Annotated in this window: 20 protein-coding genes; 10 read left to right on the forward strand and 10 right to left on the reverse strand. The window is 71.4% G+C overall.

The genetic code is table 11. The annotated features are described in order from the left end of the window. The 4 genes from C3489_RS27260 to obgE all read left to right on the forward strand — a co-directional run. Window positions 1-3,232, forward strand: a 3,232-nt coding sequence (locus tag C3489_RS27260) for an Rne/Rng family ribonuclease (protein WP_103784732.1), incomplete at its 5' end; no start/stop codon positions are given. Between the two features lie 199 nt (window positions 3,233-3,431). Next, a complete protein-coding gene (gene rplU / locus C3489_RS27265) occupies window positions 3,432-3,752 on the forward strand; it encodes a 50S ribosomal protein L21 (RefSeq protein WP_028422127.1) in 321 nt (106 codons plus the stop codon). Between the two features lie 14 nt (window positions 3,753-3,766). Beyond that, on the forward strand, window positions 3,767-4,021 hold the full coding sequence (gene rpmA, locus C3489_RS27270) for a 50S ribosomal protein L27 (RefSeq protein ID WP_103784733.1): 255 nt from the start codon (window positions 3,767-3,769) through the stop codon (window positions 4,019-4,021). Window positions 4,022-4,174: 153 nt separating this feature from the next. Continuing rightward, window positions 4,175-5,620: a GTPase ObgE gene (gene obgE / locus C3489_RS27275; protein WP_103784734.1), complete on the forward strand. Its 1,446-nt coding sequence runs from the start codon at window positions 4,175-4,177 to the stop codon at window positions 5,618-5,620. Between the two features lie 19 nt (window positions 5,621-5,639). On the opposite strand, the gene C3489_RS27280 is transcribed toward obgE, so the two are convergent. From C3489_RS27280 to rfbB, 10 genes are all read right to left on the reverse strand, one after another. After that, window positions 5,640-6,845, reverse strand: a complete 1,206-nt coding sequence (locus C3489_RS27280) for a hypothetical protein (RefSeq protein WP_146075354.1) — start codon at window positions 6,843-6,845, stop codon at window positions 5,640-5,642. 140 nt (window positions 6,846-6,985) lie between these two features. Beyond that, entirely contained in the window at window positions 6,986-8,530 is a 1,545-nt protein-coding gene (locus C3489_RS27285) for a DUF6020 family protein (protein ID WP_146075355.1), read from the reverse strand. A gap of 2 nt (window positions 8,531-8,532) precedes the next feature. Continuing rightward, a complete protein-coding gene (locus C3489_RS27290) occupies window positions 8,533-12,105 on the reverse strand; it encodes a bifunctional glycosyltransferase/CDP-glycerol:glycerophosphate glycerophosphotransferase (protein WP_103784737.1) in 3,573 nt (1,190 codons plus the stop codon). Between the two features lie 69 nt (window positions 12,106-12,174). After that, the gene (locus C3489_RS27295) at window positions 12,175-14,385 is read right to left on the reverse strand and encodes a bifunctional glycosyltransferase family 2 protein/CDP-glycerol:glycerophosphate glycerophosphotransferase (protein ID WP_103784738.1); all 2,211 of its coding nucleotides are present in this window, start codon (window positions 14,383-14,385) and stop codon (window positions 12,175-12,177) included. A 90-nt stretch (window positions 14,386-14,475) separates the two neighbouring features. Further along, on the reverse strand, window positions 14,476-15,381 hold the full coding sequence (locus C3489_RS27300; RefSeq protein WP_258054964.1) for a glycosyltransferase: 906 nt from the start codon (window positions 15,379-15,381) through the stop codon (window positions 14,476-14,478). Then, window positions 15,378-16,082: a glycosyltransferase family 2 protein gene (locus tag C3489_RS27305; protein WP_219821986.1), complete on the reverse strand. Its 705-nt coding sequence runs from the start codon at window positions 16,080-16,082 to the stop codon at window positions 15,378-15,380. The genes C3489_RS27300 and C3489_RS27305 overlap by 4 nt, the downstream gene beginning before the upstream one ends. A 26-nt stretch (window positions 16,083-16,108) precedes the next feature. After that, window positions 16,109-16,492, reverse strand: a complete 384-nt coding sequence (locus C3489_RS27310) for a DUF2304 domain-containing protein (RefSeq protein WP_258054966.1) — start codon at window positions 16,490-16,492, stop codon at window positions 16,109-16,111. 165 nt (window positions 16,493-16,657) lie between these two features. Then, window positions 16,658-17,926, reverse strand: coding sequence for a hypothetical protein (locus C3489_RS27315; RefSeq protein ID WP_103784741.1), 1,269 nt, complete (start codon window positions 17,924-17,926; stop codon window positions 16,658-16,660). Beyond that, on the reverse strand, window positions 17,923-18,804 hold the full coding sequence (rfbD, locus tag C3489_RS27320; RefSeq protein ID WP_103784742.1) for a dTDP-4-dehydrorhamnose reductase: 882 nt from the start codon (window positions 18,802-18,804) through the stop codon (window positions 17,923-17,925). Before rfbD ends, C3489_RS27315 begins: the two co-directional genes overlap by 4 nt. Then, entirely contained in the window at window positions 18,801-19,790 is a 990-nt protein-coding gene (rfbB, locus tag C3489_RS27325; RefSeq protein WP_103784743.1) for a dTDP-glucose 4,6-dehydratase, read from the reverse strand. Before rfbB ends, rfbD begins: the two co-directional genes overlap by 4 nt. Window positions 19,791-19,949: 159 nt before the next feature. On the opposite strand from rfbB, the gene rfbA reads away from it, so the two are divergent. The 6 genes from rfbA to C3489_RS27355 all read left to right on the forward strand — a co-directional run bounded on the left by rfbA (window position 19,950) and on the right by C3489_RS27355 (window position 25,987). Then, window positions 19,950-20,828, forward strand: coding sequence for a glucose-1-phosphate thymidylyltransferase RfbA (rfbA, locus tag C3489_RS27330; RefSeq protein ID WP_103784763.1), 879 nt, complete (start codon window positions 19,950-19,952; stop codon window positions 20,826-20,828). A gap of 37 nt (window positions 20,829-20,865) precedes the next feature. After that, the gene (gene rfbC, locus C3489_RS27335; protein ID WP_103784744.1) at window positions 20,866-21,471 is read left to right on the forward strand and encodes a dTDP-4-dehydrorhamnose 3,5-epimerase; all 606 of its coding nucleotides are present in this window, start codon (window positions 20,866-20,868) and stop codon (window positions 21,469-21,471) included. Window positions 21,472-21,512: 41 nt separating this feature from the next. Continuing rightward, window positions 21,513-22,475, forward strand: a complete 963-nt coding sequence (gene galE / locus C3489_RS27340; RefSeq protein ID WP_103784745.1) for a UDP-glucose 4-epimerase GalE — start codon at window positions 21,513-21,515, stop codon at window positions 22,473-22,475. Window positions 22,476-22,853: 378 nt separating this feature from the next. Next, the gene (gene proB / locus C3489_RS27345) at window positions 22,854-23,960 is read left to right on the forward strand and encodes a glutamate 5-kinase (RefSeq protein WP_103784746.1); all 1,107 of its coding nucleotides are present in this window, start codon (window positions 22,854-22,856) and stop codon (window positions 23,958-23,960) included. A 170-nt stretch (window positions 23,961-24,130) separates the two neighbouring features. Continuing rightward, window positions 24,131-24,619 (forward strand): hypothetical protein, encoded by a 489-nt coding sequence (locus C3489_RS27350; RefSeq protein WP_103784764.1) that lies wholly within the window; start codon window positions 24,131-24,133, stop codon window positions 24,617-24,619. Window positions 24,620-24,700: 81 nt separating this feature from the next. Then, window positions 24,701-25,987, forward strand: coding sequence for a glutamate-5-semialdehyde dehydrogenase (locus C3489_RS27355; protein ID WP_103784747.1), 1,287 nt, complete (start codon window positions 24,701-24,703; stop codon window positions 25,985-25,987). Window positions 25,988-26,045 lie beyond the last annotated feature (58 nt).

Genomic DNA, 26,045 nt, shown 5'->3' on the forward strand with positions numbered 1-26,045 from the left:
GACTCCCGAGCAGACCGCCGCCGAGCAGGCCGAGGAGGGCGCCCCGCGCCGTGGCCGCCGCCGGGTGGCGCGTCGTGCCGCGACCGGGTTCTCCGAGCCCGCGCCCGCCGGGTCCGAGCAGGAGACGCCGCGCAAGCCCGCGCGCCCCGCGGTCGCCGTGTTCCAGGCGCCCGTGTTCGCCGAGCCGAAGTTCCAGACCCCCGAGCGCGCCGCCGCCGAGGCGGCCGCGGAGGCCCAGTCCGTGGAGACCGAGGAGCCCGCCGAGGAGCAGACCGGCTCGCGCCGCCGCCGCCGTCGCCGGGGCGGGGCCGAGGAGCCCGAGCGGTTCACCGAGAGCGCCGTCGAGGCCGCGGCCGAGGCCGCCGAGGAGGAGGCTGAGGAGGCCGACGAGCAGGCCGAGGACGCCGGCGAGAGCGAGGACACCGAGGAGACCGGCTCCCGCCGTCGTCGTCGCCGCGGTGGCCGCCGCCGCCGTCGCGGTGAGTCCGCCGACGGGAGCGAGGGCGACGGCGCCGACACCGAGGAACTCGCCGCCGAGCAGGCCGCGCAGGACGCCGAGGACACGGCCGAGCAGGTCGAGGAGGACGAGGAGGACGCCGCCGAGGGCGCCGAGGAGCGCGACGAGGAGCAGGGCGCGTCCACCGCGGGCAGCCGTCGCCGCCGTCGCCGCCGCCGTCGCGCCGGTGACACCTCCCCGGACACCGAGCCGTCCGCCGACGACCCCGAGCGCACCGTCGTCAAGGTGCGCGAGCCGCGCCCGGCCCGGGAGAAGGGCGAGCCGTCCGACGAGGTGCAGTCCATCAAGGGCTCCACGCGTCTGGAGGCCAAGAAGCAGCGCCGCCGCGAGGGCCGCGAGCAGGGCCGCCGCCGCGTGCCGATCATCACCGAGGCCGAGTTCCTGGCCCGCCGGGAGGCCGTCGAGCGCGTCATGGTCGTCCGCCAGAACGGCGACCGCACGCAGATCGGCGTCCTGGAGGACGGCGTGCTCGTCGAGCACTACGTCAACAAGGAGCAGTCGACCTCGTACGTCGGCAACGTCTACCTCGGCAAGGTGCAGAACGTCCTGCCCTCGATGGAGGCCGCCTTCATCGACATCGGCAAGGGCCGCAACGCCGTGCTGTACGCCGGTGAGGTCAACTTCGAGGCGCTCGGCATGGCCAACGGGCCGCGCCGCATCGAGTCCGCGCTCAAGTCCGGCCAGTCGGTCCTGGTGCAGGTCACCAAGGACCCGATCGGCCACAAGGGCGCCCGCCTGACCAGCCAGGTCTCCCTGCCGGGCCGCTACCTCGTGTACGTGCCCGAGGGCTCCATGACCGGCATCAGCCGCAAGCTGCCCGACACCGAGCGGGCCCGGCTGAAGACCATCCTCAAGAAGATCGTCCCCGAGGACGCGGGCGTCATCGTGCGCACCGCCGCCGAGGGCGCGAGCGAGGACGAGCTGCGCCGGGACGTCGAGCGGCTGCAGTCGCAGTGGGAGGAGATCCAGAAGAAGTCCAAGAACGGCGGCAACGCGCCGACGCTGCTGTACGGCGAGCCGGACATGACCGTCCGCGTCGTGCGCGACATCTTCAACGAGGACTTCTCCAAGGTCATCGTCAGCGGTGACGAGGCCTGGCAGACGATCCACGGGTACGTCGCGCACGTCGCGCCGGACCTCGCGGACCGCCTCCAGCGCTGGACCAGCGAGGTCGACGTCTTCGCCACCTACCGGATCGACGAGCAGCTCGCCAAGGCCCTGGACCGCAAGGTCTGGCTGCCCAGCGGCGGTTCGCTGGTCATCGACCGGACCGAGGCGATGGTCGTCATCGACGTCAACACCGGCAAGTTCACCGGCCAGGGCGGCAACCTGGAGGAGACGGTCACCAGGAACAACCTGGAGGCGGCCGAGGAGATCGTGCGCCAGCTGCGGCTGCGCGACCTCGGCGGCATCATCGTGATCGACTTCATCGACATGGTGCTGGAGTCCAACCGGGACCTGGTGCTGCGCCGCCTGCTGGAGTGCCTGGGCCGCGACCGCACCAAGCACCAGGTCGCCGAGGTCACCTCGCTGGGCCTGGTGCAGATGACCCGCAAGCGGGTCGGCCAGGGCCTGCTGGAGTCCTTCTCCGAGACCTGCGTCCACTGCAACGGCCGCGGTGTCATCGTCCACCTCGACCAGGCGAGCTCCGCCGGTGGCGGCGGCAAGCGCAAGAAGCGCGCGCGGGCCGGTGCCGCCGAGCAGCCGCACGAGCACGAGCACGAGGCGGTGGCCGAGACGGCGGTGCAGAGCGCGCCGACCGCCGAGCAGGAGGCCGAGAGCGAGGCCGAGGTGGCCGCCGAGGTCGCCGAGCCGCTCGCGCTGCCCGAGCCGGCCTTCGCCCCGGACGAGGAGCTGTACAGCAGCATCGCCGAGGCCGAGGCCGCGGCGTCCCGCGGTGGCCGTGGCCGGCGCCGGGCGAGCCGTCGGGCGTCCGCCCCTGCGGGCACGCCCAGGGCGGAGTCCGTGAAGGCGGAGGAGCCCAAGGCCCGGAAGGCCGAGAAGGCTGAGAAGGCCGAGGCTCAGGCGCCCACCGCGCAGACGGTGAGCGCCGAGCAGGAGGCCGAGCGTCCCGTGCAGCCGGAGCCGGCCGCCGAGGCGTTGGCCGAGCCGGCCGCCGTCGAGGACGCCGTCGTCGCGGCGCCCGAGGCCCCGGCCGCCGAGCCGGCCGCGCCCCAGGGCCGTACCCGCCGCCGCGCCACCCGCCGGGTGTCCGCGCCGGCCGGTTCGCCCGCCGGGGCGGAGGCGGCCGTGGTGACGGTCCCGGAGACCGCGCCCGTCGAGGCCCCGCAGGCCGAGGCGCCCGCCGAGGCGCCGGAAGCCGCCGAGGCTCCCGCCGAGCCCGCCGCCCCGGCCCGTCCGCGGCGCCGTGCCGTGCGCAAGGCCACCGCGCCGACCGCACCGGCGGAGACGGCCGTCGTGGTCCTGCCGGCCACGGAGGCACCGGCCCCGGCCGAGGAGAGCGAGGCCGAGGCCCCGGTCGCCGATGAGTCCGAGGCCGCCCCGGCCAAGAAGACCGCCCGCAAGGCGGCCAAGAAGGCCACGGCGAAGAAGGCCGCCACCAAGAAGACGGTGGCCAAGAAGACGGCCGCGAAGAAGACCGCGGCCAAGAAGACCACGACGAAGAAGGCGGCGGCCAAGAAGACCACCGCCAAGAAGACCGCGGCGGCGCAGCAGTCGGCGCCGTCGGTCTCGGCCTCCACCGACGAGGCCTGACCGATCTGGTCACCCGGGGCCCGGTTTGACCCTCGCAGGCCGGGCCCCGTAACCTAGACCGTCGGCGTGTCCAATGCACATGCCACATCCCCGTAAACCTCTTCCTCCCGGGCACACGGCTGACCGGGAGAGGTCGTCCGCGTTGCCGGGCGGCTGGCCTGCGGGGGTGCCGTTCCCCGAGCGAGAGAGTGAGATCCGCGTGTACGCCATCGTGCGCAGCGGTGGTCGCCAGCACAAGGTTGCTGTCGGCGACATCGTTGAGGTTGACAAGATTTCCACTGCCAAGGTTGGCGACACGGTCGAGCTCTCGACCCTGCTCGTTGTCGACGGCGACTCCGTGACCAGCGACCCGTGGGTGCTGGCCGGCATCAAGGTCCAGGCCGAGGTCGTGGACCACCACAAGGGCCAGAAGATCGACATTCTGCGCTACAAGAACAAGACCGGTTACCGCCGTCGTCAGGGCCACCGCCAGCAGTACACGGCGATCAAGGTCACGTCGATCCCCACGGCCGCGAAGTAAGGGACTGAGGAGAAATGGCACACAAGAAGGGCGCATCGTCCACCCGGAACGGTCGCGACTCCAATGCCCAGCGGCTCGGCGTGAAGCGCTTCGGCGGTCAGGTCGTCAGCGCGGGTGAGATCCTGGTCCGCCAGCGCGGCACCCACTTCCACCCGGGTGCGGGTGTCGGCCGCGGCGGCGACGACACGCTGTTCGCCCTGCAGGCCGGTTCGGTGCAGTTCGGCACCTTCCGTGGCCGCAAGGTCGTGAACATCGTTCCGGTCGCCTGAGACGGCTGATCGGAAGCTTTCGCGAGGCGGACCTCACTTCCCGGTCGGGAAGGCGGGTCCGCCTTTCGCGTGTTACACCGAAGACATCTCGCACGACGCTCGACCGAGCGCGTACCAAGAGAATCTCTCGTACGTTTCTGGAGGCACCCCACCATGACCACCTTCGTGGACCGCGTCGAACTGCATGTCGCCGCGGGTAACGGAGGTCACGGCTGTGCCTCCGTCCACCGTGAGAAGTTCAAGCCGCTCGGCGGCCCGGACGGCGGCAACGGCGGGCGTGGCGGTGACGTCATCCTCACCGTCGACCAGTCCGTGACCACGCTGCTGGACTACCACCACTCCCCGCACCGCAAGGCCACCAACGGCAAGCCCGGTGAGGGCGGCAACCGCTCCGGCAAGGACGGCCAGGACCTGATCCTGCCCGTGCCGGACGGCACCGTCGTGCTGGACAAGGCCGGCAACGTGCTCGCCGACCTCGTCGGCCACGGCACCTCCTTCGTCGCCGCCCAGGGCGGCCGCGGCGGCCTCGGCAACGCGGCGCTGGCCTCCGCCCGCCGCAAGGCGCCCGGCTTCGCGCTGCTCGGCGAGCCCGGCGACCTGCGGGACATCGTGCTGGAGCTGAAGACCGTCGCCGACGTGGCGCTGGTCGGCTACCCGAGCGCCGGCAAGTCCTCGCTGATCTCGGTGCTGTCCGCCGCCAAGCCGAAGATCGCGGACTACCCGTTCACCACGCTGGTGCCGAACCTCGGTGTGGTCACCGCCGGTTCCACCGTCTACACCATCGCCGACGTGCCCGGCCTGATCCCCGGCGCCAGCCAGGGCAAGGGCCTGGGCCTGGAGTTCCTGCGCCACGTGGAGCGGTGCAGCGTGCTCGTGCACGTGCTGGACACCGCCACCCTGGAGTCCGACCGCGACCCCGTCTCCGACCTCGACATCATCGAGGAGGAGCTGCGCCAGTACGGCGGCCTCGACAACCGTCCGCGCATCGTCGTCCTGAACAAGATCGACGTGCCCGACGGCAAGGACCTCGCCGAGATGGTCCGGCCCGACCTGGAGGCGCGCGGCTACCGCGTCTTCGAGGTGTCCGCGGTCGCCCACATGGGCCTGAAGGAGCTGTCGTTCGCGCTGGCCGACCTGGTGGCGAAGGCGCGGGCCGCCAAGCCCAAGGAGGAGGCGACCCGGATCGTCATCCGGCCCAAGGCCGTCGACGACGCCGGGTTCACCGTCACCCGCGAGGAGGTCGGCGGCGAGCCGCTGTTCCGGGTGCGCGGCGAGAAGCCCGAACGCTGGGTGCGGCAGACCGACTTCAACAACGACGAGGCCGTCGGCTACCTCGCCGACCGGCTCAACCGCCTCGGTGTGGAAGAGGAGTTGATGAAGGCGGGCGCCCGCTCCGGTGACGGCGTCGCCATCGGCCCCGAGGAGAACGCCGTCGTCTTCGACTGGGAGCCCACCCTCATGGCGGGCGCCGAGATGCTCGGCCGGCGCGGCGAGGACCACCGCTTCGAGGCCCCGCGCCCCGCGGCCCAGCGCCGCCGCGACCGCCAGGCCGAACGGGACGAGGCCGAGCGCGAGTTCGACGACTTCGACCCGTTCTAGGCCGCCGGCCGGGCGGCGGTCAGAAGCCGCCGCCCAGCTGCACGTACTCCCGCACGCTCAGGGCGCTGTACGCCGTGTCCAGCAGCGCGTCGCCGGAGTCGAGGGCCACGGGGACACCGGACGTGGACAGCAGGACGCGCACGCCCCTGTCGACCCAGGCGCACTGGTTGACGTGCTCCTCCCGGACGACGAGCACCTGGCACTTGAACAGCACGGGCCCCTTGCCGGTGCCGCCCTCGCCCTTGAGGAGGAACAGCCGGGGCTGCTTCGCCACCGTCACGCCCGGCGCGTCTGCGGCCGTGCGCAGCATGTGGTCGCGGGCCCGCCGGGGGTCCTCGATCCGGCCGTAGGCGCCGTCGACGGTGAGCCACTGGCCGGGGGTCCCGGTCGGCCCGTCCAGGTACGGCGCGAAGAAGCCGAACACGTCCGTCACGTCCTCATGGCCGGTGTCCGGTGTCGTGGCGACGCGGGGAACGCCGTCCGGCCGGCTCTCCCGCCGGATCCAGCCGGTGTCCCAGAGCGTCTCGGGGATCTTGAGGACGGGCGGGCCGGACGGGTATCGGACGTAGCTCTTGGCGCCGATCAGCGGGCCCCGGGTCATGCTCCAGACGCCCGGCCCGGCGCACACCAGGGCCACCACGGTGCAGGACGCCCACACCGCCCTGCGGCCCCTGGTACGGGCCAGGAAGAGGGCGAGCAGCGCGAAACCGCCGCCCACACCCAGCAGGACGGCCCCGGCCTTCTGCCGGCCCTCCCGGCTGCCCGGGGTCTCGCCCTCCTCCCGCGGGACCGGGGCCGTGACGGTGAACTGGTCCTCGTTGCTCAACGCGTCCCACGGGTCGTCCGGGAAGACCGCCACCCTGACGCGCTCGGTGACGAGCGCCGTGTCGAGCCGCAGCGTGAGCGGCCGCACCGTCGTACAGGACAGCACCCGCAGCGTCCCCACCCTCCGGCAGCTGTCGCTGAGGTCCACCGGGGTGGTGTGCGCGGGGAAGAAGTACTGCAGCGTCGCGCCCTTCGCCAGGTGCGTCCCCTCGGGCAGGACGGACCGGGCGTCACGCACCTCCGGATGGACCGTGACCGTCCCGCCCACCTCGGCGGTGACGTAGTCCTCCTCCACCGCGACTCCGTAGCCGGGTCTGTCCGCCGCCGCGCTCGCCGGGGCCGTCATGGCCAGCAGCGCCGTGGCGGCGGCCATGCCCAGGGCAGCACGATGAGCCCTCATCCGCGTCCTTCCGTCGACTCCCGCGGTACCTGCGTGAGACCTCCGGGCGGCTCGATCGGTTGTACGAGACACCGAAACGAAAGGGCCCGCCCCCGGCTCCCCGAAGGGAGAGGGGAGCGGGCCCCGGCGTGTGCGGATGTCTAGGCGACCGGCTGCGGGTCACGGTCCGCCGGAGACGGGTCCTCCGCCTCCTTGGACGGCCCCGACGACTCCGGCTTCTTCCCGCCCAGCGGGCCGAACCGCGGCTTGGCCGCGATCAGCGGCAGCGTCAGGATGCCCAGGAACAGCGGGGCGAACATGTACCGGGCGAGCGGCGCCGGGTTGGCCGCCACCACCGTCAGCTGGAGCGCCAGCGGGATCGACATCATGGCCAGCGGCGCCCAGGAGCGGTGCCGGCGCGAGAACGTCAGGAACACCGCGTACGCCGCGTAGCACCAGGTCGCGCCCCGCCACAGCAGCCACTGCAGCTGCGGGGTCTTGCTGGCCTTCCAGGTGAAGTACGCCAGCTTGTGCAGGGTGTCGCTGAGCGGGCGGATCTTCAGGATGGGCCGGTACTCGCTGTGCTTGATGTCCTGGTTCCAGTTGACCCAGCCGAACAGGTTCTTCGGCACCGACGGGATGCTGATCAGCGTGTTGCCCATCTTGTCCGCGGGACCCGGGAACGGCGCCCAGGCGATCTGTGAACGGCACAGCCGCGTCCCGATCATCTTGTCCGGGGTGCGCTGCAGGACCCGCATCCACAGGTCCATCAGCTGGTCGTTGTACTCGGCGGCCTTCTTGCGGTTCATCGGCTTCTGCATCGCCCAGTCGGCGTTGTAGCAGTTGGCCGCCTTGCCGCCCCAGTGGGACAGCGGCGCGACCTTCGCCATGAGTTCCTTGTCCGACTTGGAGAAGGTCCACGGGACCTCGCCGTAGACCACCGCGATGTCCGCGTAGTTCATCGCGTACACCTGGTCCTTGGTCGGCGTGATGACGCCCAGCGCCGGGTAGATCGCCACCTGGAGCACACCCGCGATCACCGCCGGGATCACCGTCGCGACCAGCATCGCCCGACGCATCTTCGGCAGCACGAGCAGCAGCACCGGCAGGGCGAGAACGGCGACGAGCAGACCGTTGTTGCGGAACAGGCCCATCGCCAGGAAGCCGATGAAGAGCATCGCGACGTCGTTGCGGAACGCCTTGTCGCGCACCGCCTGCGCCCCGCGCATCCGGCGCACCACGAGCCGTCCGGCCGCGCCGAAGGCCACGACCGCGCCGATGACGAACGGCACGTCCTTCCACACGAAGATGGTGAACGAGCCGATCGACGGCAGCGCCGCCACCGCGATCGCGGCCGCCGCGCTCCACTTTCCCGGCACCCCGAACTGGCGCAGCGTCATCGCCACGTACGCCAGCGCCGCCGCCATGGCGACGCTCTGCGCGAACGTCAGCAGCGCCAGGTCGCCGGTGATGTTCAGGGACAGCCACACCAGCCCGTCGTAGGCCACCGAGTGGTTGGACATCCAGTGCCCGGTGGTGACGTGCCAGACGTAGGCGATGGAGTCGTAGCTCATCCCGCCGGGGTAGAAGGCCGCCCACCACAACAGGAAGATGACCTGGGTGACGGCGTAGACGGCCAGGGGCATCCGGCGCCGGGCCGGAATGCGCTCCAGACGCTGCCTGACGGCTCTGGGGATCGTGGGCACGCTCAACGCTCCGCGGAATCGGTGGACGAAGGTTCGGGGTGCGCGAGTTCCAGCATCCGGTTGATCACCCGCTCGCCGGCGTGGCCGTCGTCGAGGTCGCAGAAGACATCCTTGAACTCCTGGTAGGCCTCCGTGTAGGAGGCGCTGATCCGGTCGATGTCGGCGAGCGCGTCGATGAGTTCGTCCGAGGTCTGCAGCAGGGGACCGGGGGCCTTCTGTTCGAAGTCGAAGTAGAAGCCCCGCAGCTGGTCGCGGTAGTACTCCAGGTCGTACGTGAAGAAGAGCATCGGACGGCCCGTGTTCGCGAAGTCGAACATGAGCGACGAGTAGTCCGTGACCAGTACGTCGGTGATCAGGAACAGCTCGGCGATGTCCGGGTAGCTGGAAACGTCGAAGACGAAGCCGTCACCGGCGCCGGGCACCGCGTCGACGATGTTCGAGTGCTTGCGCACGAGCAGGACGTGGTCGTCGCCGAGGCGCTCGGCGGCCTTCTTCACGTCCAGCCGCATGTCGAACTTGTAGTTGCCGGCCCGGTAGAACTGGTCGTCGCGCCAGGTCGGCGCGTACAGCACGACCTTCTTGCCGGCCGGCAGGCCGAGCCGCTCGCGCACGCTCTTGGCCAGCTCCTCCGTCTCCTCGGAGAGCAGCACGTCGTTGCGCGGGTAGCCGGACTCCAGGATCTCGCCCTCGAACTGGAACGCCCGCCGCATGATCGGCGTGGAGAAGCGGTTCGGGGAGACCAGGAACGACCAGCTCGGCGTCTCCTCGGCGACCTTCTGCAGGTACTTGCGGTCGGCGAACTGGACGCTGTCGATGTCGTGGCCGATCCGCTTGAGCGGCGTGCCGTGCCAGGTCTGCACGATGACCTGGCCCTCACGGCGGCGGATCCAGTGCGGCAGGTGCGTGTTGGTGACGATGTACCGGCTGCGGCCGAGCGCCTCGTACCACTCGCGGCTCCAGCGGCGGATGACCTTCACGCCCTCGGGGATCTCGGCGCGGCGGTCCTCCACCACCCACACGTGCTCCAGCTCCGCGCCCCGGCGCACCAGCTGCTCGTAGACGGCGCGCGGCGAGTCGGAGTACTGGCGGCCGGAGAAGGAGGCGTACAGGACGGTGTCCTTCAGCGGCGCGGTGCGGGCCTGCGCGTACACCTTGGTGCGCAACTCGCGCTGGCGGTACCAGCCGACCTCGGCGGGGCCCAGGTCGGAGGCGGCCTCGATCAGCAGCCGGTCGAAGAAGCGGTGGGTGAGCGTGTAGTCCCGGCCGCGCACGGTGAAGTCGGCCGGCAGCGTGTCCAGCGCGGACGGCACGGCCCGTACCGGCACCTCGATGCCGGAGCCGGCGGTGCGGGCGAACAGGTACCAGCGGCCCTGGCGCAGCGGCACCTTGCTGATGCTGTCCGGCACGGGCAGGAACTCGGCGCTGAGCACGCCGTCGGCGACGGTGGCCGGGTAGGTGTGCTCCTCGGCGTGCCGGCTGTGCCGTACGACGATCTCGACCGGCTCGTCGGTCAGCGCGGGCAGCGCGGCCGTGAGCGCGATACGGCCCTCGGCGGTGACGGAGATCTCGCCGGCCATGGGCTGCACGGGCTGGGTGCGCAGCACCAGGCGGCCGGAGCCGTCGCTGGTGACGGCGATCGCGCGGGCGCCCCAGGCGGCGGCGGGCCGGCCGTCCAGCGAGTGCTGGCGGCCCAGGTCGCCCTCGGCGGCGTCCACGGCCACCGGGAAGCGGCGCTTGCCGCCGACGCCCAGCTCGGCCGTCCACTTGTCGGAGACGTGCAGGTCGTGGCTGTCGCGGCCCTCGACGTCCAGGTCGGCGAGCGGCACCCGCACCGAGAACGTGCCGCCGCTGCCGCGCTCCACGGGCAGGTCCAGCGTCGCCTCGGAGGAGCCGTGGGTCAGGCGCAGGGTGAGCGGTGCGTCGCCGGTGGCGGCGTCGTGTCCGAGCGTGCCGGTCAGCACCAGCACGCCGTCCTCGGCCCGGTGCCCGGTCAGCCGCGCCCGGACCCGCTCCACCCGCAGGTAGAGGTGCTCGTCGGCGATGTACGGCACCACCCGCACGTCCTTGTCCACCCAGAACGGGGACGGGCTCTGCGCGCTGCCGGTCTCGCCGGCCTTGAGCCGGGTGCGGCGCACGATGCCCTGCTGGACGGTGGTGACGGTGAGCCGCCACACGGCGTCCCGCCAGCCGCCGCGCGCCTTGAGCTTGGCCGGGTTCAGGTCGGCGGTGAAGCCGGACCAGTCGTAGTTGTGCAGCGACTGGCCGGAGGTCTGCGTGGCGCGCGGCGCGCGTGCCTGGTTCGGCCGCACCAGCACGGTGCGGCGGCTGCCGACCTCACGCAGCATCAGCACGCGCAGGGCGGTGCGCTGCGGCCGCTCGGCGGCCAGGTTGCGGATGTAGGCGTGGCCCTCGATGTGCAGCCGGCCGTCGCGCCACAGGAGCGCCTCGGCGCGGGCACGCGCGGAGAAGTCGGCGTCGACGCGCAGCACCGAACGCGGCACGGCCCGCTTGGCCTGGTCGAGCACCGGATAGTCGGCGAAGTGGCGCAGGCCCTGGCGGACCACGGGCACGGCCCGGCCGGTCTCGCGCTCGTAGGCGATCAGCTCCATCAGTTCGTCGAGGCGGCCCTCGCGGATCAGATGGCACTTCAGCCGGAGCGCGACCGGCAGCCGCGGCATGACCGCCTCGTCGACACGGCTGAGGAAGTCGGCGGCGCCGCTCATGAACAGCTCGCGGAACTCGTCGCCGGCCTCGTCGAGCACGCCCATGAACAGCGGCAGCTCGTCGGTGATGAAGATCTCGTCGTACCAGCGCTTGTGCGCGCTGTACTCCTCACCGGGCTGCGAGGCCAGGAAGCGGCTGACCCGGTCGCAGGAGCGGATGCGGTCGCGGACGTTGACCGGCTCGGTGCGGCGCTGGGTGATGGAGGGGGCGCCGCCGGTGCGCTGGCGCCACAGGTAGATCGGCTCGCCCAGCACGTCCACGGCGGAGGCCAGGAAGTGCGCGGGCAGGGTGACCGGGGCGTCCTCGTAGAGGATGCCGGGGAACTCGAAGGCGTGCTTGTCCCAGAACGACCGGCGGAAGACCTTGTTCCAGGCGGTGCGGTCGTAGACCAGGTTCTTGTCGCGGCTGATGTGGGTCCGCGTGCGGTCGGTGCGCAGCCGCTTCTCGTGCAGCGGGGAGATCAGGATCTCGCCGGCCTTGAGCAGGTTCACATTGCCGCTGACGAAGTCCGAGCCGGACGCCTCCAGGCTGGCGATGCACCGCTCGTAGGCGTCGGGCAGCACGATGTCGTCGCTGTCGACGAAGGCGAGGAACTCGGTGCCCTCGGTGAGGTGCGCCACACCGGTGTTGCGGGCCGGTCCGAGCCCCTTGTTCTCCTGCGCGACGACCCGGATGCGGTCGTCCTTGGCCGCCCATCTCTCGGCGATGGCCAGACTGCCGTCCGTGGAGCCGTCGTCCACGACGATTGCCTCCCAGTCGGTGAACGTCTGGTCCGCGATCGACTGAAGGCACTCGTCGAGGAAGAGTTCCACGTTGTACACGGGAACGACTACTGACAGACGGGGAGGCATCTGCGGTACTGCGCCTTTCTCAGGTTCGTAGGTGTCCGGCGGAGACCGGTACCGCCGGACACGGTAGCTCTAGCCCCGCGCGAGACGGCTCGGACGCTCCGCCGGAAGGGTCACCGGCGGCACATCCTCCTCGTTCAGGAAGACCCTGCGTACCACACGCTCCGCCGCCCGGCCGTCGTCGAACTCGCAGAACCGCCTGCGGAACTCCGTACGCGCCTTGGCCGAGGTGTCGTCGCACCAGCGCCCCGAGAGGAAGACGTCCAGAAGGTCCCCTTCGGTTTCCACCACATGGCCGGGTGACTCTACGTGAATGTCGAAGTACGTGCCGCGGGTGGCCCGGTAGACCTCCCAGTCGTTGGCGAAGATGACGATCGGCCGGTCCAGGAGCGCGTAGTCGAACATCAGCGAGGAGTAGTCGGTCAGCAGACAGTCCGCCGCCAGGTACAGCTCCTCCACCGAGGGGTGCCCGCTCACGTCGACGACGGGGGAGCCCTCCGCGGCGCCCGGGCCGGTGCCCAGGTTGAAGTAGTGGACCCGGGACAGGACCGTGAAGCCGTCGCCGAGCCGGTCGGCGAAGTGCTCCAGGTCGAGCAGCGGGCGCGGCACCGCCTGGTAGTCGCGGTGGGTCGGCGCGTACAGCACGACCTTCTTGTCCGGGGCGATGCCGAGCTTCCCGCGGGCCCGCGCCCGGTCCTCCTCGGTGGCGTTGACCAGCACGTCGTTGCGCGGGTAGCCGTAGTCGAGGGAGGTGTACTCGGCCGGGTAGGCCCTGTTCCAGATGGCGGTGGTGAAGCTGTTGGCGGAGATGCTGTAGTCCCAGCGGTCTATCCGCTGCATCAGCGTCTCCATGTCCAGATCGGCCTGGCCGATCGGGTAGTCGACGAGGTCGACGCCCATCCGCTTGAGCGGCGTGCCGTGGTGGGTCTGCACGAAGACCTGACCGGAGCGCTTGACCACCAGCGTCGGGAAGTTGACGTTGTTGACCAGGTACTTGCTGCGGGCCATCGCCTTCCAGAAGCCCCACGAGCCCGGACGCACCACGGTGGTGCCGGCCGGCGGCTTGTTGCGCGCGCCGGGCTTGAGCACCCAGGTCGTCTTCACGTGCGGGGCGAGTTCGCGCAGCTTCTCGTGGATGGCCGCCGGGTTGCAGGCGTAGTCGGCGTTCCAGTACGCGGCGAAGACGGCGGTGTCCTTCTGCACCGGCAGCATCCGCTGTCCCCGGTAGTACGCCCGCAGCACCACGCTGCGCACCGGCTTCTTCAGCCGGCGGGCGGCGCGGTAGGCGCGGCGGGCGAGCGGGCGCACCCGGGCCGGGAGCAGGTCGGCGGCGCGGCGCGCGGCCGACTTCGGCGCCGTCCGCGGCTCGCGGTAGTCCGCCGGGCGGTGGGCCTGCTCGGCCTGCAGCCGGCGGGCGCGGAACTCGGCGCGGGCCTCGGCGGGCAGCCGGCCCGGCACCCGCTCGACGACGCCCAGGTGGAAGGCCATGCGCTCGTACAGCGGGCCGCGCCAGTGGCCGAACTGCGGATGCTGGTCGATGAAGGAGAAGACCAGGTCGTACTGGTCGAAGATGTCGAAGTGCTTGCGGCTGGTGGAGGACAGGATGGAGCCCTGGCGCCGCTGGCGGTAGTGCACGCAGACCCGGTCCAGCAGGGCGATGGTGTCGGCGGCCACCAGCACCGGGTAGGTCCACGGGGTGTCCTCGTAGTAGCCGGCCGGGTACTCGAAGCCCCAGCGCTCCACGAAGTCGCGGCGGTAGGCCTTGTTCCAGGCGACCTGGAGCAGCTGCAGCAGGCCGGGGTGGTCGTCCAGACGGAACGTCCCGCGCGGGCCCTCGGTGAGCACCGAGCGCTTGGAGTTGCCGGAGACCCGGCCGTCCCAGTAGGTGCGCTCGTAGTCGAAGACCAGCAGCTCGGGGTCGCCGGTCTCCTCCAGACGGCGGGCGATCGCCCGCAGGGAGCCCGGCAGCAGGGTGTCGTCGCTGTCCAGGAAGATCAGGTAGGTGCCTCTGGCGCGGGCCATGCCCGCGTTGCGCGCCCGGCCCAGGCCCACGTTCTGCTCAAGCTGGACCGCCACCACGCGCGGGTCCAGGCCCGCGTACTCGTCCATGATGTCGCCGCAGGCGTCGGGCGAGGCGTCGTTGACGGCGATGACCTCGAAGTCCGTGAAGGACTGGCTCAGCACCGAGTCAAGACAGTCGCGCAGATATGCCTCGACCCCGTACGCCGGCACGATGATGCTGAACCGGGGTGTGGCGCTCTCTTTTGCTTGCGTAGGAATCATGTGAGCTCTGGCGCTTTCGGAGGGGGGAAGCGGGCGCGGTTCCGCGGGGCCGGCGTGGGGGGAGCTGGGCCGCCCGCCCCGCGCGGGATGTCACTCTGATCGGGTCAGGGCATATTTGAGCAGCCGGCGCGTGGCGTCCGACTGGCGGTGGCGCAGCGCGCCGGGAAGCATGGTCAGCGCGTGCAGCCGCATGGACAGGTGCCGCCGCGCGGACCGGGCGGCCCTGGGCCAGCCGTGGCGGTCCAGGTCGTCGGCCACCTCGTTGAAGAACCGTACGGCTTCCCCGAACCGGGCTCCGGTGACGGCCTCCGCGGAGGACAGGCTGCCGGAGTGGCGCCGGTAGCGGAAGGCCGGGGCCGGTTCCACGACGAGCTTCTCACCGCGCCGGATCAGCTCGATGATCAGGGCCAGGTCCTGGATGACCGAGAGGTCCTCGCGGAAGTTGACCGCCTTGACGGCGTCGGCACGCCAGCAGATCGACGGGAAGTACAGCCAGTTCCCGCCGAGCAGGTTGGCGGCCAGCGGTTCGCCCGACAGTACCAGCCGCCGTCCGTTGTGCTTCGGGGCGTACAGGCGGCGCTTGACCTCGTCGCCGAGTGAGGTGGAGGGGTTGCCGTGCTCGTCGATGACCTCGACGCCGGGCTGGTAGATCGCCGCGTCCGGCACGGCCTCGATGGCGGCGCGCATCGTCTCGACGTACGTCGGCAGCAGCAGGTCGTCGCTGCCGAGCATGGTGAAGTGCGTGGACTCCACCAGTTCCACGCACTTGCGGAAGTTGCGGGTGATGCCGAGGTTCTGTTCGTTGCGCATATAGCGCACCCGGTCGTCGCCGAGGGAGGCGAACCACTCCGGGACGCCCGGCTCGCGGCCGTCGTCGACGACGGTGAGCCGCCAGTCCTTGTCGGTCTGGTCGAGCACGCTCTGCACGGCTGCCTGCATCAGGGCGGTGTCGCCGTAGTGCGGCAGCATGATGTCCAGGGTCTGCACCGGCGTCACTTCCCGTTCCGTGCGGGCCTCAGCACCGAGCGGCGGCTGAACGCGAGCAGCAGGATCATGCCGATGCGGCCGAGGTAGAGGGTGGCCTTCAGCGGGGACTGGCTCGGGGTGCCGGTGGTGCGCGGGCGCATCGCGACGGGAACCTGCTCGACGCGGTAGCCGGCCCGGATCACGGCGATGGTGGACTCCACCGTGTCGCCCAGGTACTCGACGGGGTACCAGCGGGCGAACACGTCGATCAGGTCGCGGCCGCAGGCCCGGAAGCCGGAGGTGACGTCCGTGAGCCGGGTGCGCGCCATGCGCGAGAGCCAGAACGCGAGCACCAGCATCGCCCACCGGCGCGGGCCGCGGGCCTGGTACTCGCCGGTGCCGGCGAAGCGGGCGCCCATGACGAGGTCGGCGCCGGCCTCCAGGCGGGCGAGCAGCTCGGGCACGTTGCGCGGGTCGTGCTGGCCGTCGGCGTCGACCTGGATGGCGACGTCGTAGTCGCGGTCGTAGGCGTACTTGTACCCGGCGCGCATCGCGCCGCCGACGCCCAGGTTGTACGGCAGCTTCATCACCGTCGCGCCGGCCGAGCGGGCCACGGCGGCGGTCTCGTCGGCGGAGCCGTCGTCCACGACGAGGACGTCCGCGCCCGGAAGGGTGGCGTGGACCTCCTTGATGACGTCGGCGACGCCGTCCGCCTCGTTCCACGCGGGCATGATGATCAACACACGCTTGCCGTCGATCACTTGCGGTCCCCCTGTTCGGTGGAAGCGGAGGGGGCCTCCAGCTCGGCGAGCCGGGCCCGCAGGTCCTGGACATCGATACGGAGCAGCGCCACCTCTTCGGACAGGGTGCGGCCCTCCTCCTCAAGATGTCCGACTTCCCAGCTCAGCTGGAGCGAGACGATGAAGAGGAAGACGACGCTCAGGAAGAGGATCAGGCTGACGCCGGAGCGGACACCCACGACCCGGGCGACCGAGTCGAGACCCGAGGGGAAGAAGCCGAGCGGGATGATCACCAGACCGGTGAGCACCCACAGGAAGGCGTACTTCTCCTTGAGCTTGCGGCGCCGCAGCAACTCCACGATGCACGCGACGAGGACGACTCCGGTGACCGAAGTCAGCATCCACAACTGCATACCGCACTCCGGTGTATCGGACGACTCATGGAAAGGGCCTGTCTACTCTTCCAGGGGTGTACCAGGGGGGAGCGGCTGCTGAGGGACCCACCCGACCGGACCCCGCCGGCTCGCGGAGGGGCGGTTACGAAGAGTGATGAAATGGCGGTCACCCTATGAGCGCACCGGGCGGTAGCTTACACGAGCGCGAATGGCGAGTGACATACAGGTGGCCACGGTCAGTGACCCTGCGGTATATGCCACTTCGACCCTCGTGCGCAGGTCCAGCGGGCTCAGCGTGACCCCGATGAGCACCGCCGTGCCCACCACCCACGACAACAGCTGCAGTCGCGCACCGTTACTGGTCAGCAGGGCCTGACCCAGCACCATGGCCAGCATGTACAGGGTCGTGCCGGCCGACAGCCAGGCGAAGTCGGTGGCGCCGAGCACGTCCGGCGCCCCGAACACCGTCGGCAGCATCGCAGGTCCGAGCGCCACCGCGCCCAGGCCCCCGGCCACGCCCAGTCCGGCCGTGATCGACGCGGCCCGCAGCAGCAGCCGACGGTAACCCTGCGTGTCCCCCTCGGCCGCCGCCGACGACAGTCCCGCGAGCAGCGACACCTGGAAGGCGCCGAAGACGAAGAGCGGCACCCGGGCCAGCACCAGCGCCGACAGCAGCGCCGCGACCAGCGCGTCGTCGTTCGTCGAGATCAACTTGGTGCTGATCACCGCGATGTTGACGAGCAGCTGGGCGAGCAGCGTCGAGCCGACCAGCAGCCCCAGGTGCTCGATCAGCTCCCGCCAGTGCGCCTGAGACCCCGGCCGCGCCCCCTGGAACACCGGCTTGATCGTCGCCAGTACGGCCAGCAGCGGGGCCACCGTCAGCACGGCCGCGAACGCGAACGGCGACGTCACACCGGCCACCGCGAGCGCCCCCGACAGCACGATCCGCAGCACACCGTCCAGGCCGAGCTGCATGCCGTACGCCTGGAAGCGGCCGAGTCCGGCCAGGATGCCGCGCGTCACGTACGCCACGGCGAGCGCCGTGAAGGCGCCGGCGAGGGAGTAGACGAGGCCGGTGTCACCGTGGAAGAACAGATCGGCGATCCAGCCGGAGGCCGCCAGCAGCGGCACCAGCACCAGCGCCAGCAGGCTCGCGGAGAGCGCGGCACCGCGCCGCAGCACCGGCAGCACCCCGTCGCCGTGCACCACACGGGCCGCGACGATCCGGGTGATCTCCTGCTCGACCGGGAAGAACAGCCCGAGCCCGATGGAGAACACCACGGTCCACAGCACCGAGAAGCTCGCCATGTCGTCGACGGCGAGCGTGTGGCCCGCCGCCGCGAGATGCACGTAGCTGGCGACGCCGAGCACCGCGGTGCCGGCGCCGACGAACGCGGTGCCCTGCGGCAGTGCCGTGGTGATGCGGTCGAGGAGGCTCACGCGCTCGTCCGCTCCTGCGCGGCCATCACCTTCAGGGCCTCTTCCAGCTGCTCACGCCAGTGCGGCTGCACCGCCACGCCCGCCTCGGCCCACCGCTCGTGCGCGAGCACGCTGTAGGAGGGGCGGCGGGCCGGCCGGACGAACTTCTCCGACGTGGTCGGGCGCACCCGCTCCGGGTCCAGGCCGGTCAGCTCGTACGCGGCCCGGGCCAGGTCGAACCAGGTGCCGGTGCCGGACGCGGTGCCGTGGTAGACGCCCGCCGGGGCCCGCCCGGCCAGGGCCGCCTCGGCCAGGTCCGCGATCTGCCGGGCCAGCGCGACCGTCCAGGTGGGCTGGCCGCGCTGGTCGTCGACCACGTCCACGGTGTCCCGCTGCGCGGCCAGGTTCAGCATGGTCGCGACGAAGTTGCGCCCGTGCTCGCCGTACAGCCACGCCGTGCGCACCACATAGCCGCGCTCGGGCAGCAGGCTCGTCACCGCCTGCTCACCGGCCAGCTTGCTGCGGCCGTAGGCGTTGACCGGCGCGGTCGGGGCGTCGTGCCGGTACGGCTCGGTGGCGTCACCGGGGAAGACGTAGTCGGTGGAGACCTGGATCAGTACGGCACCGCTCTCGGCGCACGCCTCGGCGAGCACCCGGGGGCCCTCGCCGTTGATCCGGGTGGCCGCGGCCTCGTCGGCCTCGGCGCCGTCCACGTCGGTCCATGCGGCGGCGTTCACCACGACGTCGTGTCCGGCGACGGCCGAGCGCACCGCGTCGGCGTCGGTGATGTCCAGCCCGTGCCGGGTCACCGCGTTCACGTGCAGCCCGCGTCCGCCCAGGACCTTGGTCAGATCGCGGCCGAGCATCCCGGCCGCACCGGTGATCAGCACCCGCTTCATGCCGTCAGCGCCGCCTTCGCCTTGAGCGGCTCCCACCAGGCGCGGTTGTCGCGGTACCACTGGACGGTGTCGGCCAGGCCCTGCTCGAAGGTGACGAGCGGCTTGTAGCCGAGCTCCTCCTGGATCTTGGCGATCGACAGGGAGTAGCGCAGGTCGTGGCCCTTGCGGTCCTCGACGTGCTCCACCATGTCCCAGCCCGCGCCGCAGGCCTCCAGCAGCATGCCGGTCAGTTCCTTGTTGGTGACCTCGGTGCCGCCGCCGATGTGGTAGACCTCACCGGCGCGGCCGCCGCGCAGCACCATCTCGATGCCGCGGCAGTGGTCGGAGACGTGCAGCCAGTCGCGCACGTTCAGGCCCTCGCCGTACAGCGGGACCTTCTTGCCGTCCAGCAGGTTCGTGGTGAACAGCGGGATCATCTTCTCGGGGAAGTGGTACGGCCCGTAGTTGTTGGAGCAGCGGGTGACCACCACGTCCATGCCGTGCGTGCGGTGGTACGACAGCGCCAGCAGGTCCGAGCCGGCCTTCGAGGCCGAGTACGGGGAGTTCGGGGCCAGCGGCCAGTCCTCGGTCCACGAGCCCTCGGCGATCGAGCCGTACACCTCGTCCGTGGACACGTGCACGAATCGGCCCACGCCGTGCCGCTTCGCGGCGTCCAGCAGCACCTGCGTGCCCAGCACGTTCGTGGTGACGAACGGGGAGGAGTCCATGATCGAGCGGTCCACGTGGGACTCGGCGGCGAAGTGCACCACCGCGTCCTGGCCGCGCATGACCTCGTCCACCGTCGCGGCGTCGCGGATGTCGCCGCGCACGAAGGTGTAGCCGCTCTGGTCGGCCACCGGGGCGAGGTTCGCCTCGTTCCCGGAATAGGTCAGGTTGTCCAGCACGGTGACCTGGGCACCCTCGCCGGAGGGCAGCTCTCCGAGAAGCAGGGCGCGCACGAACTGTGAACCGATGAATCCGGCGCCGCCGGTGACGAGAATCTTCATAAGGCTCACTATCCTAGGCGCAGCCGTGCGGCCCCCCGGCCGGTGCCCGTCGCCTCCCCGTCGGTGTCCGTTCGGCCGTCGTTTCCGTGGCCGTTCTCACCCACGTCTCACCCTGTGGATGGCCGGGGCGGCCATCCGCCTGTCGTAGGCTGCGTGCCCATGCGTGGAATTGTGCTCGCCGGTGGTACCGGCTCCCGTCTGTGGCCGATCACCCGTGCGGTGTCGAAGCAGCTGATGCCGGTCTTCGACAAGCCGATGATCTACTACCCGCTGTCCACCCTGGTGATGGCCGGGCTGCGGGACATCCTGGTCATCACCGGCCCCGACGAGCGCCCCCAGTTCGAGCGGCTGCTCGGCGACGGCTCCGACTGGGGCCTGAACATCCAGTTCGCCACGCAGGAGCACCCCAACGGCATCGCCGAGGCCTTCGTCATCGCCGAGGACTTCATCGGCGACGAGCCGGTCGCGCTCATCCTCGGCGACAACATCTTCCACGGCGTCGGCCTGGGCCGGCAGCTCGCCAAGTACAGCGAGCCCGAGGGCGGCGTCGTCTTCGCGCACGCCGTCTCCGACCCGACCGCCTACGGTGTCGTCGACTTCGACGAGGACGGCCGCGCCCGCTCCATCGAGGAGAAGCCGAAGAACCCCAAGTCCCGCTACGCGGTGCCGGGTCTGTACTTCTACGACAGCCGGGTCGTCGAGATCGCCAAGGGCCTCAAGCCGAGCGCCCGCGGCGAGCTGGAGATCACCGACGTCAACGGCTACTACCTGGACCGCGGCGAACTGCAGGTCTCCGTCCTCGACCGCGGCACCGTCTGGCTGGACACCGGCACCTTCCAGTCCCTCGTCCAGGCCTCCGAGTACGTGCGCGTGGTCGAGGAGCGCCAGGGCATGAAGATCGGCTGCCTGGAGGAGGCGGCCTGGCGTGCCGGGTTCATCGACGACGCCCGGCTGCGCGAGCTCGCCGAGCCGCTGACCAAGAGCGGCTACGGCGACTACCTGCTGGACCTGCTCGCGCACGAGTCCGAGCGGGCCTGACAGCCACCACGGCGCAAGAGAGGAAAGCGGCGCTTTCATGAAGGTCAACCCCCTTGGCATCGAGGGCGCGTGGGAGTTCGTCCCGCAGCAGCACGGTGACGCCCGCGGTCTGTTCCTGGAGTGGTACAAGGCCGAGCGCATGGCCGAGGCCGTCGGCCACCCGCTCGACCTGAAGCAGGGCAACCTCTCCGTGTCGGCGGCCGGTGTGGTGCGCGGCATCCACTTCGCCGACGTGCCGCCCGGCCAGGCCAAGTACGTCACCTGTGTGCGCGGCGCGGTGCTCGACGTGATCGTCGACGTCCGGGTCGGCTCGCCCACCTTCGGGCAGTGGGAGGCCGTGCGCCTCGACGACCAGGACCGCAAGGCCGTCTACCTCTCCGAGGGCCTCGGCCACGGCTTCTGCGCGCTGACCGACGACGCGACCGTCACCTACCTGTGCTCCGAGGGGTACGCGCCCCAGCGGGAGCGGACCGTCCACCCGCTCGACCCGGCCATCGGCATCGAGTGGCCGGTCACCGGCGAGCCCGAGCTGTCCGCCAAGGACGCCCAGGGCCCGACGCTCCAGCAGGCGCGCGAGGCGGGCATCCTGCCGGTGTACGAGGAGTGCCTGGCCTTCCGGGCCTCGCTCGCACAGCGCGACTGAACGCTTACGGTGCGCATACATCCGGCTGTTAGGGTGCGGGGATGACCTGGCTGATCACCGGCGGCGCCGGCTACATCGGTTCGCATGTCGTCAAGAGCATGGTCGAGGCCGGTGAGCCGGTGGTCGTCGTGGACGACCTCTCCAGCGGTGATCCGCACCGGCTGCCGGCGGGGGTCCCGCTGGAGCGCGGCACGGTCCTCGACCGGCCCTTCCTCGACCGTGTGCTGCGTGAGCACGCGGTCGAGGGGATCGTCCATCTCGCCGCGAAGAAGGCCGTGGGCGAGTCGGTCGAGAAGCCCCTCCTCTACTACCGGGAGAACCTGACGGGACTTCAGGTCCTGCTGGACGCCGCCGTGTCGGCCGGCGTGCGCGGCTTCCTGTTCTCCTCCTCGGCGTCCGTCTACGGCATGCCGCCCACGGAACTCGTCACCGAGGACACCCCGCTCGCGCCGCTCAGCCCGTACGGCGAGACCAAGACCGCCGGCGAGTGGATGGTCCGCGCCACCGGCCGCGCGCACGGCATGGCCACGGCCTGCCTGCGCTACTTCAACGTGGCCGGCACCGCCGAGCCGGCGCTCGCCGACACCGGCGTGTCCAATCTCATCCCGATGGTCTTCGAGCGGCTCGACGCCGGGGTGCCGCCGCTGATCTTCGGCGACGACTATCCGACGCCCGACGGCACGTGCGTGCGTGACTACATCCACGTCGCCGACATCGCCGACGCCCATCTGGCGGTGGCCCGCCGCCTTGCCGCCGGCACCGGCGACCTCGTCTACAACATCGGACGGGGCGAGGGCGTCTCGGTGCGGGAGATGATCGAGCTGATCGCCGAGATCACCGGTCACGGCATCGCCCCCGAGATCACCGCCCGCCGCCCCGGCGACCCCCCGAAGGTGATCGCCTCCGCCGACCGCATCACGACGGACCTGGGCTGGAAGGCACGCTACGACGTCCCGTCGATGATCACGTCGGCGTGGCAGGCACATCGGGCTCCGCGCGGCTGATCGAAGGCACGGAACGCCGGGGGCGGGCTGGTCTGCGTGTGAACGGCTTTCCGCCGACCCTGGCCGCGGCTGCCGTCGGCATCGGGCCGTGCTGGGGGCGTACCCACCGCGTGTCCAGGTCGCACCCACCGGCGTGTCCACGTCGCACCCACGGGTGTGTCCATGTCGCGCCCGTTCACGTGGCGGGGTGGCTGCCGTCCGTGTCGCCGGGCGGCAGCCGGTCGGTGCGGCCGGCGCTTCTCGGTCCACGGTGCGAAACGCGCGCGCGGGCAGTCGTCCGGCTCGCGTAGATTTTCTTTCCCGGCAGCACCGCGCCGGCAGGCGCGCGGTGCGAGGGACCGAGTGAGGACGGCGCAGGTGGCAGTGGCAAGGCAGGACGTGAGCGACGCCCGCAGGATCGTCGTCAAGGTGGGGTCCTCCTCGCTGACCACCGCCACCGGAGGCCTGGACGCCGACCGCGTCGACGCCCTCGTGGACGTGCTGGCCAAGCACCGCAGCGGCGGCGAGAAGGAGATCGTCCTGGTCTCCTCCGGTGCCATCGCCGCCGGCCTCGCCCCGCTGGGCCTGCGCCGCCGCCCCAAGGACCTGGCCCGCCAGCAGGCCGCCGCCAGCGTCGGCCAGGGCCTGCTCGTCGCCCGCTACACGGCCTCCTTCGCCCGCTACGGCGTCCGCGTCGGCCAGGTGCTGCTGACGAGCGACGACATGAGTCGCCGCGCCCACCACCGCAACGCCTCGCGCACCCTGGACAAACTGCTGGCGATGGGCGCCTTCCCGATCGTCAACGAGAACGACACCGTCGCCACCGACGAGATCCGCTTCGGCGACAACGACCGCCTCGCCGCCCTCGTCGCCCACCTCGTCCACGCCGACCTGCTGATCCTGCTCTCCGACGTGGACGGCGTCTACGACGGCGACCCCAGCAAGCCCGGCACCTCCCGGATAGCGGAGGTGAAGGGCCCGCAGGACCTCGCGCACGTCGAGATCGGCAGCGCGGGCAAGGCCGGCGTCGGCACCGGCGGCATGGTCACCAAGGTCGAGGCCGCCCGGATCGCGGCAGCCGCGGGCATCCCGGTGGTGCTGACCAGCGCCGTGCACGCCGCGGAGGCGCTCGCCGGCGGCGACACCGGCACCTATTTCCACACCACCGGCCGCCGCTACGCCGACCGGCTGCTGTGGCTGCAGCACGCCTCCACCCCGCAGGGCGCCCTGACCCTGGACGACGGGGCGGTGCGCGCGGTCGTGGAGCGCCGCAAGTCGCTGCTGCCCGCGGGGATCGCGGGGGTCGAGGGCGAGTTCAGCGCCGGTGATCCGGTGGAGCTGCGCGACCGGCAGGGCAACGCCGTGGCCCGGGGTCTCGTCAACTTCGACGCCAAGGAGATCCCCCGGCTGATCGGCCGCTCCACCCATGAGCTGGCCCGCGAGCTGGGTCCGGCCTACGAACGCGAGGTCGTGCACCGGGACGACCTGGTTCTGCTGCACCCCTGAACGTGATCGAATGCCCCCACAACCGGGGTCGAAACGTCCGCTTCCGCGGGCGACGTTCCGCAAAACCGCCCCGCGGAGCCGTGCGGCCTGCTCAACTTTGACTGAGGCACGCATCTGTCTCAGGGACACATCCGCACGAGCACTGGGCGAAGGAGGCCGTCGTGGCCGTCGTGAGACGAGTGCGCTCCGGGGCGGCGCCATCCCGCGGCGGCGCGGGCGGCGGTGCCGCGGGCGGCCGCGTACCCCGGGCGGCCGGTGAGGAGCGGGCCCTGACGTCCGTCGCGGCCGGCGAGCGGCAGGAGACGGAGGCCAAGGACCTGCCCCGGCTGTGGCACGTCACCCTCAGCGTCTCCGGGGAGCCGGCCCCGCTGCCGGAGCTGCGCCGCGCCCTCGAACAGCTCGCCCACGACCACCCCTTCCTGCTGACCAGCAGATACGCCCCGGACCACGCCGAGATCCGGTACTGGGAGGAGGCCCGGGACCTGCACGACGCGGCGGCCGTCGCGCTGCGGCTGTGGGGCGAGCACCGCCGCACCGCCGGGCTGCCGGCCTGGGAGATCGTCGGCCTGGAGGTCATCGACCGGGAGACCTACCACCAGCGCGTCGCCGAGGGGTACGGCCCGCCGCCCGCCTCACGTGTGGGGGTTCACCCCTTTTGATGGCGTCTGATGATGTTTGATGCCGTCTCGGGGTGTGAAACAGGCGACGGGACAGCCGTCCGGCCGCACTACCCTTCCCTCATGACCACGCTCTCGCCGTACGACTCGATGTCCCCGGTCACCCAGGCCGCCTACCGCGCGAAGGCCGCCGCCGCCACGCTCGCGCCGCTGCCGCGGGCCGAGAAGGACGACGCGCTGCTCGCCATCGCGGACGCGCTGGAGGTCCGCACCAGCGAGATCGTCGAGGCCAACGCCCTGGACGTGGCCAAGGCCCGCGAGAGCGGCATGAGCGAGGGCATGATCGACCGGCTCACGCTCACCCCGGAGCGGGTCCGCGCCATCGCCGCCGACGTGCGCGACGTGGCCGCGCTGCCCGACCCGGTCGGCGAGGTCGTACGCGGCTCGACCCTGCCCAACGGCATCGACCTGCGCCAGGTCCGTGTCCCGCTCGGCGTCGTCGGGATCATCTACGAGGGCCGTCCCAACGTCACCGTCGACGCCGCCGCCCTGTGCCTGAAGTCCGGCAACGCCGTCCTGCTGCGCGGCTCGTCCTCGGCGTACCAGTCGAACACGGCCCTGGTGCGGGTCGTGCGCGACGCGGTCGGCGGCGCCGGGCTGCCCGCCGACGCGATCCAGCTGGTGCCGGGCGAGAGCCGGGACAGCGTGCGTGAGCTGATGCGCGCCCGCGGCCTGGTCGACGTGCTGATCCCGCGCGGCGGCGCCTCGCTGATCAACGCCGTGGTGCAGGAGTCCACCGTCCCGGTGATCGAGACCGGCACCGGAAACTGCCACGTCTACGTCGACGCGCAGGCCGATCTCGACATGGCCGTGGAGATCCTGATCAACTCCAAGGCCCAGCGGGTCGGCGTGTGCAACGCCGCCGAGACCCTGCTGGTCCACCAGGACATCGCCGCGGAGTTCCTCCCGCGCGCCCTGGACGCCCTCGCCGACGCCGGGGTGACGGTGCACGCCGACGAGCGGGTGCAGGCGTACGCCAAGGAGTCGCGGGCCACCGTGGTGCCGGCCACCGCGGAGGACTGGGAGACCGAGTACCTGTCGTACGACATCGCCGCGGCCGTCGTGGACTCACTCGACAAGGCCGTCGAGCACATCCGGCTGTGGACGTCCGGCCACACGGAGGCCATCGTGACCTCCTCGCAGCAGGCGGCCCGCCGTTTCACCCAGTTGGTGGACTCCACCACGGTCGCGGTGAACGCCTCCACCCGGTTCACCGACGGCGGCCAGTTCGGCTTCGGCGCCGAGATCGGCATCTCCACGCAGAAGTTGCACGCGCGCGGCCCGATGGGCCTGCCGGAGCTGACCAGCACCAAGTACATCGTCACGGGCGACGGGCACGTACGGCGCTGAGAAGTGACCCTCCACCGGGCGGCATATGCGAACGGCGTATGCCGCCCGCGCTTGCTCC

The organism is Streptomyces sp. Ru71 (assembly GCF_002920535.1).
GTDB lineage: Bacteria > Actinomycetota > Actinomycetes > Streptomycetales > Streptomycetaceae > Streptomyces.